Below are 14,249 nucleotides of genomic sequence, written 5' to 3'. Positions count from 1 at the left end.
TAAAACGCAGTCTTATTAGAGTTTCTTTCTCAAATATTAAAAGACCAACAGAGAAAGCAGGAAGATAGCCATTCCTACGAGCATAATTATAAAGGAGTAGGGAAGGATGTCTTTCGCCTTAAGCTTGGTAATGCCCAATAGGGGGAGCGCCCAAAAAGGTTGCAGCATATTTGTCAGTTGGTCGCCATAAGAAAGCGCCATGATGGTTTTTGGTATTGAAGCGCCAAGGTTTTGAGCCGCTTCGGTGACAATTGGGCCTTGCACTACCCATTGTCCGCCACCGCTAGGAACAAAAATATTCACAATGGCTGCGCTAAAGAAAGTGAAAATCGGTAATGTGGTAGCATTTGAAATTTCCATAAAACCTTGAGAGAATAATGCACCAAGGCCAGAATAGGTCATAATGCCCATGATGCCTGCATAAAGCGGGAATTGGATGATGATTCCAGCGGAACCCCCAATGGCTTCTTCAATAGCGGAAAGAAACTTGGCAAATGACCCGTGAAGCAAAATGGCTAAACCGAAAAAGAAGAAGTTGATGTAGTTCAGGTCGATAAAGGACAAGCCGACCAAGGCTGGGCTGACCCACATTTTTCTGATGGCGATAAAACAAATCAGTCCACCTAAGGCAATTGCAGCAATTTTAGAATTGTCCATTCTTTCTGCTCCATGGCCTTTCTCTTCTTGGTGATGTGTTTCTTTTCTAAATACTATATTGATTTCTGAGTCGTGGCTTCTTTTTCCCAACAGATAGAATACCGAAGGAATGATAATGAGGAGTAGGACAAAGGTGATAATGTTAGCCGTTGAAAGTATCGTTTGCCCAATGCCTATTTGCCCAATTTCCTGAATGAGGAAGTGATTATTGCTGGCTACGGCCAAAGGGGCTGAACCCGAAAAACCTCCATGAAAGCACATCATGCCGCTATAGCCTGCTGCGCCTAGCAATGGGTAATTCATTTTCCATCCGTTGGCTTTGGCCCTTTCAGCTACTTTTCTGGCGAAAATAGCACCAAAAACTAAGCACAATCCCCAGTTGATCATACTTACTAAAATGGTGAGCAAACTAATGGTAAAGGCTGCTTTGGCCGATGTATTACAATAAACGGTGAATCTATCAATAATGGAATTGACAAAAGGGGTGAGCGCCAAGGCATGTCCTAAAATCAGGATCAAGGCCATTTGCATGGTAAACTCTAGCAGTTCCCAGAAACCAATTTCCCAGTAGCCTAAAATAACCAAGCTATAAGCCGAACCAGCGTTTTCTGGTCTATCGGTAAAGGCCAAAGCCAGTATAAAAGTGAGCAAGGTTAGAATAACCGCAATGGAAAAAGGAGAGGGGAGAATTTGACGGACTACACGGAGGTATAAACTGTTCTTAGACATAGCTCAAAGCTAGCAAAACTGTTAATTCTTTACTATACAGTTAATGTGAATGGGCTGTATTTCACGGAAAATAAAAAGGACACTCAGAATTTCTGAGTGCCCTTTTTTAGTGATTAATAATCTCCACTTATCCTATTATTCAAAGTCCTTGAAGAAACTCAAGTCAGCCTTGTCATAAGCAGCTTTGAATTTAGGCCATGCAGTATTGAAAAACGCATTCGTTGTTTCTTCTGTAAGCTTTATCATTTGCTCTGCTTTTTTCACAGCATTTCTTTCTGTTTCACCAGGAGCTCCCATACGAGAGTTGTTGTATCTTCTGGCTTCCTGAATATAGTTGTTAGCAGTTGTGAAACGCTCTCTAACCACGGCTTGACCTCTTTCTCCAGGTAAACCGATCGTTAATTTTCTAACAGGCTCGAAACTCTCTTTTACTGCTTCAACAGCTTTTTTCAAGTCTTTAACTTTGTCAGCATCCACGTTTTTCATTTGCGCTTCTACTTTCTCAATGATCTCATTTGCAGTTCTAACACGACTTGTTACTTCAGCAAAAGACTGAGTCATTTTCAAAACTTGATCTTCGAAAGCTTTATTGGCTTGAAGCTCAGACATACTGATTTCCATTCTTGGGTCAAGGTGTACTTTCACCATTTTAGAAACCTGCTGATCGCCAAATTCTAAAACAACTTTGTAAGTACCCGGTAAGGCTGATCCAGCAGATTGCTCGCGGTCTTGGCCTCCGCCACCACCGAATCCGCCAAACCTACCGCCACCTCCTCCACCGGAGAATTCAACTGGGTAAGGGTTTTTTCTGTCCAAATTCCAAGATATAGTGTTGATTTCACCCTTCTTTATGTTAGTTGTTCTGGTACGAACAGTGTCACCGTTAGCATTTAGAACAATCATTTTCACTTTAGTAGGTAGCTTCTTCGCAGGAGTTTCTGTTGTTTCTGCTGCTTTGTTGTTGCGATTTCTGCGCGATGATTTACTGTCGTCAGCTACTTCTTCTTTTTTGGCGTCATCTCTTACCCAGAACTTCACATTGGCAGTGCTTAAGTATTTGTTTTCACCTTCAAATGGACCTCCATCTGCTGCAAAACGCATCCCAGGAGGCTGACGGTAAGTCATTTGATAAGCATCAGCTACATCGAACATTACGATATCTGTATTTTTGACAGTTTCAATGCCTTTAGTAGCCATTTCTCTTAAAGGTCTCAAGTCATCTAAAATATAGAAGGCTCTACCAAAAGTACCGATAACTAAATCGTCTTCTCTTTCTTGCCAAGCCAAATCCATGGTAGAAGCATTTGGATATCCGTGGTTCCACTTGTTCCAGTTTTGAGCTTTATCAAAACTCACATACATTCCATTTTCAGTACCTAAGAAAATCAAATTAGGCTCTCTTTCATCCTGAAGAATAGAAAGTGTGTAACCAAATACATCGTTATCATCTACAATTCTTGTCCAAGTTTGGCCGTAGTCTGCAGTATGGTATGCATAAGCAGTGAAGTTATTTCTTCTGTAATCGTTAGCAATTACGAAGGCTTCACCAGCATTATGGTGAGATGCTTTAATTTGAGGAATCCAGCTACCAGCGGGTAAACCCGGAAGTTTAGCAGCTACGTTGGTCCAAGTCTTTCCTTTGTCTTTGGTTACCTGAACGTTTCCGTCATCAGTTCCAGCCCAGATTACATTTCTGTCGATCGGACTTGGAGCAATAGCAATTACCGTAGTATGGTTTTCAGCACCAGTTGCATCTAGTGTTAAACCTCCACTTTCATTTTGCTTTTGTTTTTCAGGATCGTTAGTAGATAGATCTGGAGAAATGATTGTCCAGTCATCTCCTCTGTTTGTACTGTAATGAACAAACTGAGAACCGAAATAAACAGCATTTGAATTGTGTGGGTCGATTGCTACTGGCGAGTTCCAGTTGAATCGTAAGTTGGTTGCAGTATCTGGTGCTGTTGGCTGAATTGTTTTGGTATAGCCACTTTCTTTATCATAGCGAGTGACACTTCCTTGCTGAGACATGGTGTAGCCATATCTGGAATCATCAGGAATAGGAGCAACGTCAAAACCGTCACCAAAGCTTAATTCTTGCCAGTCGTGGTTTCTGATTCCTGCTCTGTTAAAAACATAAGCTGGTCCAACCCAAGAACCGTTGTCTTGCATTCCACCATATACATTGTATGGCATTTCGTTATCCACGTTTACATGGTAGAACTGTCCCACTGGAAGTTTCTCAGTAAACCTCCATGTTTTGGCCATATCACGTGTAATGTTCAAACCACCATCATTACCATCAATCATGTAAGAAGGATCTTCAGGGTGAATCCACCATGCATGGTGATCTGGGTGAACGCCTGAGTAAGGGATGATTTCTTCCCATGACTTTCCACCATCTTCAGACCTAGAAACTCTTGAGAAAAGACTGTATACTCTGTTTTCGTTTTTTGAATCTACAAAAATATCGGCATAATAGAATGGACGGTCACCAATGTTTTGTGTAGTTGCAGAAGCTGCTCTTAGCTCCCAGTTGATACCACCATCTGTTGAACGATAAAGACCATTGGCCTTAGATTCTATCATGGCATAAACGTAATCTGGTCTGCTTCTTGAAATAGCTAAACCAATTCTACCATAATCACCTTTTGGTAATCCTTTTTCTCCAGTGAGGTTTTTGAAAGTGTCACCACCATCGTTAGTTACATAAAGTCCTGAACCTGGGCCTCCTGATTTGAAGAACCAAGGCCATCTTTTATGTTCCCACATGGCAACAAAGATCTTGTTCGGGTTAGAAGGGTCCGCAACCATGTCGGCTACTCCAGTGAGATTATTTGTATAAAGGATTTTCTCCCAAGTCTTTCCACCATCTTTGGTTCTGAAAAGACCTCTTTCTTCATGTTCGCCCCAAGGTGAACCGATTGCACCAACATATACAATATCAGGATTGTCTGGGTGAATATAGATTCTGTGGATGTTACGGGTTTTTTCAAGGCCCATCAAATCCCAAGTTTCACCACCATCGATGGAACGGTAAACACCATAACCACCACTAACAGAGTTACGTGGGTTCCCTTCACCAGTACCTACCCAAATGATGTCCGGGTTTTTCTGATAAATAGAAATAGCGCCAATACCGAGCACGGCTTCATCGTCAAAAAGAGGCTCCCAATTAAGGCCACCACCAGTTGAACGCCATAAACCACCAGAGGCGGCACCTGCATAAATAATTTCAGGGTTACTTTCTACTACATCAATGGCTGTGATTCTACCACTCATGGCAGCAGGTCCGATGCTCCTGGCTTTCATGTCTTTGAAAAGATCCATGTCTACTTTTTGACCAAAGGCCAAAGCAGAGAGTAGCATGAATGTTAAACCCAAAATCGATCTGATTTTTGAAGGTCTAAATAGCTTTAAATGCTGAATACTCATTAAGTTGTTGATTTGATTGAAAATGAAATTTTAACAATTTAAACCAAGAACTCAGAAAGAGAAATTCAATTCGTAAGAGCGCAAACAATGTTGTATGAATGGTCAGTGCTTTCTTTACCATTCGCTCATCAGAAGCTTAATACCAAAACCAAAATTTAGGTGGTCGAAGCGAGATTTTTTCACAGTTAAATCATAGACTTCATCGGTTTTGTTGTAGCTAACGCTTTGTGGGGTTAGGTATTCGACACTGGAGGATTTTATACTTTTTACATTGAAGTCTAAACTGAGGAATTCATTGATGAAAATTTCTAAACCACCACCAAAGCCGTAATTCATAGCAAAGTCGTCTATGTCAGTAACGGAATCCCATTCTTCTTTTAAAGGGCCATCTCTGAAATGAGCCGAAGTGGCGATGTAACTAAAGCCGCCAAAGAAGTCGGCATAAGGCTGAAAGTTTCCTGAAACTGGCGGCTTAACCCTGATCAGTCCAAGCATATAGGCCATTTCGTTATTTCTTCTGATCCTTACATCACCTAAATCTTCACCATGCCAACCGTCTCGAACTTCGGAGCCGTAGCGCGTTACACCGAGCATACCGCCCAAGTGAATAGGAGAGCCATTGATTTGAAAGGCGATATCGGAACTGAAACCACCACCCCAGATTCCGGGTGAGTCTTTTTTTAGTTCCCCCACGGGCGCAAAGCCGTTTAAACTTAGACCGAAAGTAGATTGGCCATTTGAGAACATTGGGAAAAAGAGAAGTAGGGCAGGTATTAAAAAGTATTTTGACATGTTGTTGGTTGTTTTGACTTTTGGTTTTAAGCCAATAATGTGCCAAAAATTAAATATAAGTAATACTAAAATATTTTGATAACGATCTAAAATAATTAGTATTTTTAGCTTTTAAAATCTTTAACATGAGCATAGTTTCGGAAAACATTAAGCACCTACGAAAACTTAAAAATTGGACGCAGGGTGATTTTGCAGAAAAAATTGACATTAAGCGATCTCTTGTTGGTGCGTATGAAGAAGGTAGGGCAGACCCAAGATTGAATAACTTACTCAATATGTCGAAGGTGTTTAAGGTGCCTGTAGATTTTTTGATTTCGAAAGACCTTTCAAACCTTAATGAAGAGCAAATTCTAAAATTATCAGCTCCTCGAAAGCCATCGTCAAAAGTGCTCTCTATCACGGTAGATAGTAATAATGAAGAACTGATTGATCTGATTCCTCAAAAGGCTTCGGCCGGTTATTTGAATGGTTATGCTGATCCAGAATATTTGGAAGAGCTTCCAAAGTTTCAGTTGCCAAATTTACCAAAGTCGGGTACTTACAGGGCTTTTGAAATTACTGGTGACTCTATGCTTCCGCTTAGACCCGGTACTATCGTTATTGGTAAGTATTTGGAAGAGGTGGCTGACATTAAAAATGGACGTTGCTATGTTATTCTTTCTAAAGAAGAAGGAGTGGTGTACAAACGAGTTTTTGATTATACTTTGGAAAATGGGAAGCTGTTTTTGGTGTCCGACAATAAATCTTATTCACCATACGATATTCCGGTGAGTGATGTCATTGAAATTTGGGAAGCTAAAGCCTACTTGAGTATGGACTTGCCAGATTATTCAGACGATAAGATGGACTTTGAACAATTGAAAAGTATTGTTTTGGAGCTTCAACAGGAGGTGATTAAACTCAAAGATCCCAACCCAAGATCCAATTAGTCTATTCGATTTTTAGTTGCTCAGAAAGGGCCAGTCTATCAATTTTCCCTGAAGCTGTTCTGGGCAGTATGTCTATTAAAAAAAGCGCATTCGGTTTATGGTATTTCTCTAAAGACGAGTCTATGGCGGATTTCAGTTCCTCAATAGTCCTGTTGTGCTTATTAACGATTGCCGCTACATAGGTTTCCCCAAGCTGCTGGTGACTTTTCTTTAAGAGGATCACTTCTGTATCTAGAAGCTGCTCAAGCTGGTTTTCGAGTTGATCTAAATGTATTTTAATTCCGCCAGAATTGATCACAAAATCCGCCCTGCCCAGCCACTTAAACTCTGAACCTTTGAGTTCCATCACATCGTTAGTTTGAATCCATTCGTTTAGGGTAACATCTGCTCTTATGCGTAAGCAATCACGTTCATCTATTTCAACTGAAATACCATCCAATACCGTAAAAAAGTCACTTTTATTAGCGCCATTCATGGCTCTTAGGGCTATATGGGAGACGGTTTCAGTCATTCCGTAAGTGCTGAAAACCTGAGCAGAGAGCGATTGTATATCTTCATCAAGTTGACGGCTAATGGGCGCACCACCTACAATAATGGTTTCAATACTGTTGAGTTGCTTTCTTCCCTTTTCAGTTGCCAACATACGTTCAAGCTGAAGGGGGACAAGGGCCGCAAAAGAGAATTTGGCATCATCTTCCAAATGCTCCTCTGGGTTCGAGCTTGGAGGAACTAACGTAAGATCCCATTCAAATTCCATTGCCCTAACCAACATCATTTTTCCTCCGATAAATTCGGGGTTGATGCACAATAAGGCAGAAATGTTTTTATCTAGGTTTAGCGCTTTGGCCGTTCTTTTGGCGCTGGCGATCATCTGCGATCTTGAGATGTAAATGGTTTTCGGTTTTCCAGTTGAGCCAGACGTGTTTTGAGCAAAACTTTCCTTGCCAGAACGCCATTCATTTATGAACTTAGCGGCTGAAATATAGGACTGATCATGGCTTGATTCTTGTGATAAAAGCAATTTTGAAAAACTATTTTTTGTCCCATTCCAAATCAAATTGCCGCTCATAGGCCAATTTTAGTTCATTATGATTAGAGTTCAAACCTTAACGCTCGCCTTTCTTATTTTTCTAACCTTTTCAGTTCTTGGACAAAGCGCTTCACAGTTTGTGATCAAGGGAAATGTTTCAGACGGACAGACTGGAGAAACACTTCCTTTTGCTGCTGTTTTTTTGGCCAACACTACGGTCGGTACAGTAACGAATGATAAGGGTGACTTTGTGCTCCGTGTACCAAAACCGGGCTCTTATGATTTGATTATCAAGTTTGCAGGCTACAAGACCTTTATCAAGTCCACTCAATTTTTCGAAGCGCAAACCCTTGAGGTCAATGCAAAGCTGGAAGTGGAAACAAGACAAATGCGAGGGGTAACAGTAACTGCCAAAAAGGATGAAAAATGGAAGCGCAACCTTGAAGATTTCAAAAGAGGCTTTTTAGGGACATCCCCCTTTGCCAGAGAATGTAAGATTCTTAATGAAGAAGTAATTGATTTCTATTTTGATGAAGAGAAAAATATTTTCGAAGCCTTCGCTAGTGAACCACTAATTATTGAAAACCGGGCGCTTGGGTATAGAATCAAGTATGTTTTGGAAGGCTATATGGTGTACTTCAATGAGAAGTATTCGTCCTATTGGGGTTATCCATCTTATGAAGAATTAAGGGGTGATAAGAAACCGAGAGCGAAATGGTTGAGAAATCGAGAAGTCGCTTATATGGGTTCTGTGGATCATTTTTTTAGCAGCCTTTTTAATAATAAACTTAAGGAAGATGGCTACATGGTTCAAATGGCTAAGGATGTGGAAGGAAAAAGGTATTTGGATAGAAATGAACTGGATTTATACCAGTTTGTAAAACCAGGTTCGACAGCAAACTCTAAGCGATTGGAGTTCGAGAATATCCTTTATGTCACTTATACCAAGGAGTTGATCCCCAACCATATGGGGATTTCTGTTAATGTTTCTGGTGTACCTGTTTCAGGGAATAAACAACGCTCACACTTTTTCCTTCTTGAAGGGAAAACTTACATAGAATTTGAGCAGAATGGTTATGTATATAATCCGCTGGATTATCTGGTATCGGATTATTGGGGCGTTGAAAAAATGGGGGATTTAATGCCTATTGATTATAAGAACACTCGTTCTGCCAATAAGTAAATGGTTTCATGCCTTAAAGGCATCTAAGATGGCTTTTTTGTACTCGGCAAACACTTCTGTGTTTCGCACAGAGTTGGTTTGAATTTCAAGAATTTTGGCATTCTTAGAGGTGCTGAAGAACTCCTCTAAACACTCGTTCAAATCTTTTAGGTTAGAGCAGCAGTGGTAATCAAAGCCAAAGTCGTTTGCTGTGTTTTCGGCATTCAGCTTTTGTTTGGTTTCAAAATACTCTTCTAGCTCAGGCTGTCTTTTTGGCCCATCAATCATTCTGAAAATACCTCCCCCGTGATTGTTGAAAATAATCACTCTTAAGTTCTTGAGATTGTAGTTATGCCAAAATGCATTTCGGTCATAGAAGAAAGCCATATCACCCGTAAATAATACGACAGGTAATTTTTGTGAGAGTGCTGCACCGACAGCAGTACTATTACTACCATCGATTCCGCTGGTACCTCTATTAGCGAAAACCTTTATCTGCTTATTTTTGGGTGCGCCAATAATATTCGCATAGCGAATGGTCATACTGTTCGCGAAATGTAGCCTTGCTTTATCTGGAACCATGTTTAGCACAGTATTGAATGCTTGAAACTCACTGAACTTCTTCATTTTCATGAAGTCAGCTTTTCCTTTTTCAACGGCATGGTCGGCCTGTTGCCATTGATTTAAATAACTGAAACTGCCTTTTCCACCAACATGTTGAGCAAATTCAGCAAAGAAAATGGCTGGATCGATTTTAATCAAATCAGTCAAGTGTTGAAGACTGTCATTCAACTTTTCAGAAGAAGAAATATGCCAGTGTTCAGTAGGAGGATTGTTTCTTAAGTAAAGCTTTAGATTTTTCGAAATCAAAGACTTACCCAGCGTAATCAATAGGGTTGGAGCTAACTCTTGATGTATAGTGTTGAGCTGAGGGTTTAAAAAAGAGTCTTGGTTGTGGATTACTCCAGGTAAATCATGCTGATTGGAGATGATATCTGCAATAATTGGAATGCCCGCCATTTCAGCAAAACGATAAAGTGCGGTGTACAGTGGTTTGGAGTATTCCATTTGACCAATCACAATGGCCTTTCTCGTGTGATTTTGCCATTTTTTTCCAAGAGTAAGCCATTGCGAGCGATGAATAGTGTCCTCAATTGGAGTATTCTTGATGATCCGCACTTCTGGAAAACTTACTGGTTCATTTGAGTCAGGATAGAACGGTTCTCTTATCGGGATATTGATATGGACTGGGCCTTTTCTGCTTATAGCCGCGTTAATGGCTTCGTTGACTATTCTGTTGCAATGCCATTTGGCATCCTCATGATTTACTTCAGAAGGGAAATCATAACTGGCCAAAACATGCTTTCCGTAAATATTTGATTGTTGAATCGTTTGCCCGTCATACTGATTGGTCCATTCAGGAGGACGATCTGCGGTAAGGATCAGCAACGGAATTTCCTGATAAAATGCCTCAGCTATGGCAGGGGCATAATTATAGGCTGCTGAACCTGAAGTGCAAATTAAGGCGACTGGTTTGCCCTGTTGCTGAGCCATTCCCATAGCGATAAAAGCCGCAGAGCGCTCGTCAGGAATGATTTTGGTCTCAATTTCTGGATGACGGACAAAAGCTAAAGTAAGCGCAGCCGATCTTGAACCCGGTGAAATGATTGCTGATTTGATGCCATGTGCGGCACAAACACTTGCGATATCGTAGATGTGTTGAAGGATCAAGATGCTGAATTCAAAATATTGAGCAATGTATTGAATTTCATTTCCGTTTCTTCAAATTCTTTTTGAGCAACCGAGTCTTCGGTTACTCCAGCGCCAGCGTATAAGATTGCGTCATTTTCTAATAACTGCATACAGCGAAGGTTCACAAAGATTGAAGTCTTTTGTTCGATTTGAACAGGGCCTAAGTAACCAGAGTAAAAGGATCGGTCGAAACCTTCGTGTTGATGAATGAAATTTAGGGAGGCTTCTTTCGGCATTCCTGCAATAGCAGAAGTAGGGTGTAGTAACTCTAACATTACAGTGCCGAGTTCAGGGAAGTTTGTTTCCTTCATATTTACTTCAAACTCCGTTTTGAGGTGAAGTAGATTTCCTGCTATAATGGTTTTGGGGCCTTTCTCATTGTATTCCCTCAACCTGATTTTTTTAAAGCAATTGATAATGTATCGGCTTACTAAGGCTTGCTCTTCGATTTCTTTTTGTGTCCAGGCCGTATCAGAAATTGGCTTATCAATATCTCTTTTTTGGGTGCCAGCTAAAGCTACGGTCTTAAACTGCGAATGGTTTACTTCCAAAAGTAATTCTGGAGTAGCACCTAACCAAGTTCCTGTTTCGGGCATGGAAACAATGGAAACAAAAGCGTTTGCATAGGCATCGCACAGCTGTAAATACTTGGTGATTAAGTCAAAGTCAGCATTGAGTGAAATAGTTTTCGATCTAGCAGGTACTACTTTCTGGAATTCGTTGTTTTTTATAGCCTTTACTCCAAGCTGTACCAAGTCTTTATAGTCAAGATCGGCTTCTGTTCTGGCTTGGTCTTTAACGTGGTAATTTACTTTTTCTTGTGGCGTACTGAGTTGCTGTTTTACGTTCTTTAGAAATTCCGCCTGAAGTGCACCTTCGCGACTGGTCAGATCTTCATGTTGGATGATTTCATCAAAATCAAAAGACACATGAAAATCACTCTTGATAAACAATGTGGCACCGCTTTTAGGGTCGAAAGGAGAGAAGATGAAGCCTTTGTCAGAAGTTTCTAAATCTGGTCTTTCAACTTCTTTAACCTTATTAAAAGATAGCATCAAGTTAATCTCTTTTTGATGCGGAGATCGCCAAACGGCTAAAGGAAGCTCTAAATTTACGGCTACCTGAAATATTGATCTTAGCGCATGAGTCTTTTCATATCCCGAAAAATCAAGGGATGATGTTGCTGATTGCTTTTGATTCATTTCTTATTTTTTATCCATCACCGCCATGGTGATTCTACTGATACAGACCAGGTCATTATTTTCATTGGTAATTTTAATCTCCCAAACCTGCGTCTTTCTTCCAATATGATGCGGTCTTGCCACGCCATAAACCCAGCCTTCCTTTACGGATTTAATATGGTTTCCGTTGATTTCTAAACCTACACAATATTGTTTTTCTGGATCTACTACAGAATGAGCAGCAACGCTACCCAAGGTTTCGGCCAAAGCCAATGATGCACCACCGTGCAACAGGCCTAAAGGCTGTTTGGTTCTATGATCAACCGGCATTTTGGCCCGCATAAAGTCAGCGCCTACTTCTGTTATTTCTATGCCCAAATATTCAACCATGGTATTCTTGCTGAACTGATTAAGCATTGAAATATTAACTCCTGGTTGAAACATGATGGTTCTGAATTAGTTTCTAGATTTGTACCTGAATAGGGCAAAAATAGAACAAAATTGATGATCAAAAAAATCTACCTCACACGTCACGGACAGACAGATTTCAATAAACAGGGAATTGTTCAGGGAAGAGGTGTGGATTCTGACCTAAACGAAATGGGAAGGGCTCAGGCTCAGGCTTTTCACGAAGCTTACAAGCACATATCATTTGATAAACTATACATCTCATCGCTTAAAAGAACTGCTCAATCAATGGAGGGTTTTATAGCGCAAGGCTTGTCTTATGAAGCGCTGCCTGAATTAGATGAGATCAGCTGGGGGATTCATGAGGGGGCCGAAGTAAACGAAGAGCAACATGCTTATTATTTCGATATGATAAGTAGTTGGCAGAGGGGCGAAACACGCAAGGCGATCGAAGGTGGCGAGAGCCCTGAAGGTTTAGCGCAAAGATTACGTGCGGGCCTGTCCTATATTATGGCCAAAGATAATGAACCTAGTGTTTTGATTTGTATGCACGGCCGAGCGATGCGCTTAATGCTTGCTACTATTTTCAATTATCCAATAAGTGGGATGGATTACTTCTTGCACAACAATTTGGGGCTTTATGAAATCACATTTACAGGGAAAACCTTTGTATTAGACAGGTATAACGAAGTTAGTCATCTGCGCCATCTATAGTTGCTAAGGCAATTTTAGCTTTGCTATCAAGACTGTTTTTGTATGGATGCTTTTTGAATTCTAATACCTTATTGAGATACTCTCTTGCTTCTTCGTTTTCCTTGTCTTCCATTTTAATGTAGCCCATTTGAAGAAAAGAGTTTGGTATAAAGTAAGACTCTGGTAGTATATCCGCATTAGAAGTCACTTCATTATAAAGCCTTAATGCTTCAGTGTAATCAGATTTTAGGTGCGCCAACCTTGCTTTTCTGTAGGTAACTTCATGAACCTCCATGATGGTTAATTTCTCCAAATTCAATTTAGAGACGGCTCGATTGGCCAACGTATAGTAGCCACCATCAATGGCATATCTTATTTGGAGTAATTTGAAATTAGGTAATGTGGTCGCTTCTAAAATATGGGCCGCATTTTTGTCTGCTTCGGAAGTAGCGCCTTTGGTTTGTTTGGCCTCTTCCCAATAGTTTTTGAAAGAAGCATTTTTCCCTAAAAAGTATTCGCACATCGCTACTTTCATTCTCGAATCTTTCAATTGGTTTCTGCCTTTAAACTGGTCGATATATTCCAGATAATGTGTTTTCGCTTGATTGTACATTCCCCCTTGAAAAAGAGCTTCGGCTAGCAAGTATTCAAACAAGAGTGGAGCATTGGCTTCTTCTTTTTCTAAGGCTTGTTGAAGTAGTAAGGCTGCTGCATTCGCGTTGTGGGCCTTCATTAGAATCAGCGAAGTAATATAGACTTCGGCCATCGTTTTTTGGTCTGAAGTATTGTTTTTTAATCCCTCAAGGGCTTCATAATGCTGTTCTAAAAGATAGGATTCAATCATAGAAGAGATGAGTGTAGCCTCAAGCGTAAATGGAGTAGCTTCTTTCGAGAGTTCCTTTAAGTGCATTAAGCCACTCTCAACATCTCCCTCCAGTCCCAATACATTTAATACCCACTGTTGATTGTCGGGTACAGCTCCAAAAATGACCTGAAGCAAACCCATCGTTTTAAAGTTGAGTTTGAAGTCTGGGTATTTCTCAATGTTGTCTTCTGTGATTTTGTAAGCATTTCTTAAACTCCACACGCCACTGAGGGTATTTCCAAATTTAAGCTTTACAAATGCCCATTGCATTTTGATTTCAGCCCTAAAGAAATCTATGTATGGAGAATCAGAAGAGGAATTTTGGAGTTGCTTAAGTCTTTTATCCTCATTCTTCTTAAGGAGGTTGTAACGCTCTTCGTTTTCACTAAAAATGAGTTCTAGTACATCGTTAAGATTGGCGATGTAAAGATCGCCCATGGGTATTTCAGTGTTTTCTAAAGAGGAGAGAATAGATTTTGAGGCTTTGAAATCTAAATCCAAAGTGGTGGTGTAAGCCAAGTCAAAATTGGTGGTTTGACTTTGGGCTAAACTTACTTGCGTTAAAAGAAAAAATGGATAGGCGAAAACGCCTATCCATTTTTTTATGTTTAGAAACATC

At 40.4% G+C, this 14,249-nt stretch carries 11 protein-coding genes; 3 read left to right on the top strand and 8 right to left on the bottom strand.

The features are described from left to right. Positions 1-36: 36 nt before the first annotated feature. From AWN68_RS15660 to AWN68_RS15650, 3 genes are all read right to left on the bottom strand, one after another. The gene (locus AWN68_RS15660) at positions 37-1,386 is read right to left on the bottom strand and encodes a short-chain fatty acid transporter (RefSeq protein WP_068417743.1); all 1,350 of its coding nucleotides are present in this window, start codon (positions 1,384-1,386) and stop codon (positions 37-39) included. 135 nt (positions 1,387-1,521) lie between these two features. Further along, positions 1,522-4,818: a WD40/YVTN/BNR-like repeat-containing protein gene (locus AWN68_RS15655; protein ID WP_245658020.1), complete on the bottom strand. Its 3,297-nt coding sequence runs from the start codon at positions 4,816-4,818 to the stop codon at positions 1,522-1,524. 114 nt (positions 4,819-4,932) lie between these two features. After that, positions 4,933-5,610, bottom strand: a complete 678-nt coding sequence (locus AWN68_RS15650) for a hypothetical protein (RefSeq protein ID WP_157716270.1) — start codon at positions 5,608-5,610, stop codon at positions 4,933-4,935. Between the two features lie 125 nt (positions 5,611-5,735). On the opposite strand from AWN68_RS15650, the gene AWN68_RS15645 reads away from it, so the two are divergent. After that, a complete protein-coding gene (locus AWN68_RS15645) occupies positions 5,736-6,539 on the top strand; it encodes an XRE family transcriptional regulator (protein WP_068417736.1) in 804 nt (267 codons plus the stop codon). 1 nt (position 6,540) lies between these two features. Here the strand turns inward: AWN68_RS15645 and AWN68_RS15640 are convergent, their stop codons facing one another. Then, a complete protein-coding gene (locus AWN68_RS15640; protein ID WP_068417732.1) occupies positions 6,541-7,608 on the bottom strand; it encodes an AMP-binding protein in 1,068 nt (355 codons plus the stop codon). A gap of 19 nt (positions 7,609-7,627) precedes the next feature. Here AWN68_RS15640 and AWN68_RS15635 point away from each other — a divergent pair, with 19 nt between their 5' ends. Beyond that, positions 7,628-8,752 carry a carboxypeptidase-like regulatory domain-containing protein gene (locus tag AWN68_RS15635; protein WP_068417729.1) on the top strand — a complete coding sequence of 375 codons (1,125 nt, stop codon included), beginning with the start codon at positions 7,628-7,630 and terminating at the stop codon, positions 8,750-8,752. A gap of 6 nt (positions 8,753-8,758) precedes the next feature. Here the strand turns inward: AWN68_RS15635 and menD are convergent, their stop codons facing one another. Genes menD through AWN68_RS15620 form a run of 3 tightly spaced genes read right to left on the bottom strand, consistent with a single transcriptional unit; the run spans position 8,759 to position 12,108 of the window. Then, positions 8,759-10,462: a 2-succinyl-5-enolpyruvyl-6-hydroxy-3-cyclohexene-1-carboxylic-acid synthase gene (gene menD / locus AWN68_RS15630; RefSeq protein ID WP_068417726.1), complete on the bottom strand. Its 1,704-nt coding sequence runs from the start codon at positions 10,460-10,462 to the stop codon at positions 8,759-8,761. Then, positions 10,459-11,685 carry a chorismate-binding protein gene (locus AWN68_RS15625; protein ID WP_084362892.1) on the bottom strand — a complete coding sequence of 409 codons (1,227 nt, stop codon included), beginning with the start codon at positions 11,683-11,685 and terminating at the stop codon, positions 10,459-10,461. The genes menD and AWN68_RS15625 overlap by 4 nt, the downstream gene beginning before the upstream one ends. 3 nt (positions 11,686-11,688) lie before the next feature. Continuing rightward, entirely contained in the window at positions 11,689-12,108 is a 420-nt protein-coding gene (locus AWN68_RS15620) for a hotdog fold thioesterase (protein ID WP_068417720.1), read from the bottom strand. 60 nt (positions 12,109-12,168) lie between these two features. On the opposite strand from AWN68_RS15620, the gene AWN68_RS15615 reads away from it, so the two are divergent. Further along, entirely contained in the window at positions 12,169-12,786 is a 618-nt protein-coding gene (locus AWN68_RS15615; RefSeq protein WP_068417717.1) for a histidine phosphatase family protein, read from the top strand. Here the strand turns inward: AWN68_RS15615 and AWN68_RS15610 are convergent. Further along, the gene (locus tag AWN68_RS15610; RefSeq protein ID WP_068417714.1) at positions 12,764-14,248 is read right to left on the bottom strand and encodes a tetratricopeptide repeat protein; all 1,485 of its coding nucleotides are present in this window, start codon (positions 14,246-14,248) and stop codon (positions 12,764-12,766) included. The genes AWN68_RS15615 and AWN68_RS15610 overlap by 23 nt on opposite strands. Position 14,249: the final 1 nt, after the last annotated feature.

Source organism: Roseivirga echinicomitans (genome assembly GCF_001592935.1).
In the GTDB taxonomy this organism is placed as follows: domain Bacteria; phylum Bacteroidota; class Bacteroidia; order Cytophagales; family Cyclobacteriaceae; genus Roseivirga; species Roseivirga echinicomitans.
Note: the sequence above shows the minus strand (reverse complement) of the source record. Positions and strands in the feature narration are given on the sequence as shown.

What these genes read in the sequence shown, in the direction of transcription:
- AWN68_RS15645 (WP_068417736.1), top strand. Translation starts at nt 5,736, where the DNA reads ATGAGCATAGTTTCGGAAAACATTAAGCACCTACGAAAACTTAAAAAT.
- AWN68_RS15660 (WP_068417743.1), bottom strand. Translation starts at nt 1,386, where the DNA reads ATGTCTAAGAACAGTTTATACCTCCGTGTAGTCCGTCAAATTCTCCCC.
- AWN68_RS15615 (WP_068417717.1), top strand. Translation starts at nt 12,169, where the DNA reads ATGATCAAAAAAATCTACCTCACACGTCACGGACAGACAGATTTCAAT.
- AWN68_RS15635 (WP_068417729.1), top strand. Translation starts at nt 7,628, where the DNA reads ATGATTAGAGTTCAAACCTTAACGCTCGCCTTTCTTATTTTTCTAACC.
- AWN68_RS15655 (WP_245658020.1), bottom strand. Translation starts at nt 4,818, where the DNA reads ATGAGTATTCAGCATTTAAAGCTATTTAGACCTTCAAAAATCAGATCG.
- AWN68_RS15650 (WP_157716270.1), bottom strand. Translation starts at nt 5,610, where the DNA reads ATGTCAAAATACTTTTTAATACCTGCCCTACTTCTCTTTTTCCCAATG.
- AWN68_RS15640 (WP_068417732.1), bottom strand. Translation starts at nt 7,608, where the DNA reads ATGAGCGGCAATTTGATTTGGAATGGGACAAAAAATAGTTTTTCAAAA.
- AWN68_RS15610 (WP_068417714.1), bottom strand. Translation starts at nt 14,248, where the DNA reads ATGTTTCTAAACATAAAAAAATGGATAGGCGTTTTCGCCTATCCATTT.
- AWN68_RS15620 (WP_068417720.1), bottom strand. Translation starts at nt 12,108, where the DNA reads ATGTTTCAACCAGGAGTTAATATTTCAATGCTTAATCAGTTCAGCAAG.
- AWN68_RS15625 (WP_084362892.1), bottom strand. Translation starts at nt 11,685, where the DNA reads ATGAATCAAAAGCAATCAGCAACATCATCCCTTGATTTTTCGGGATAT.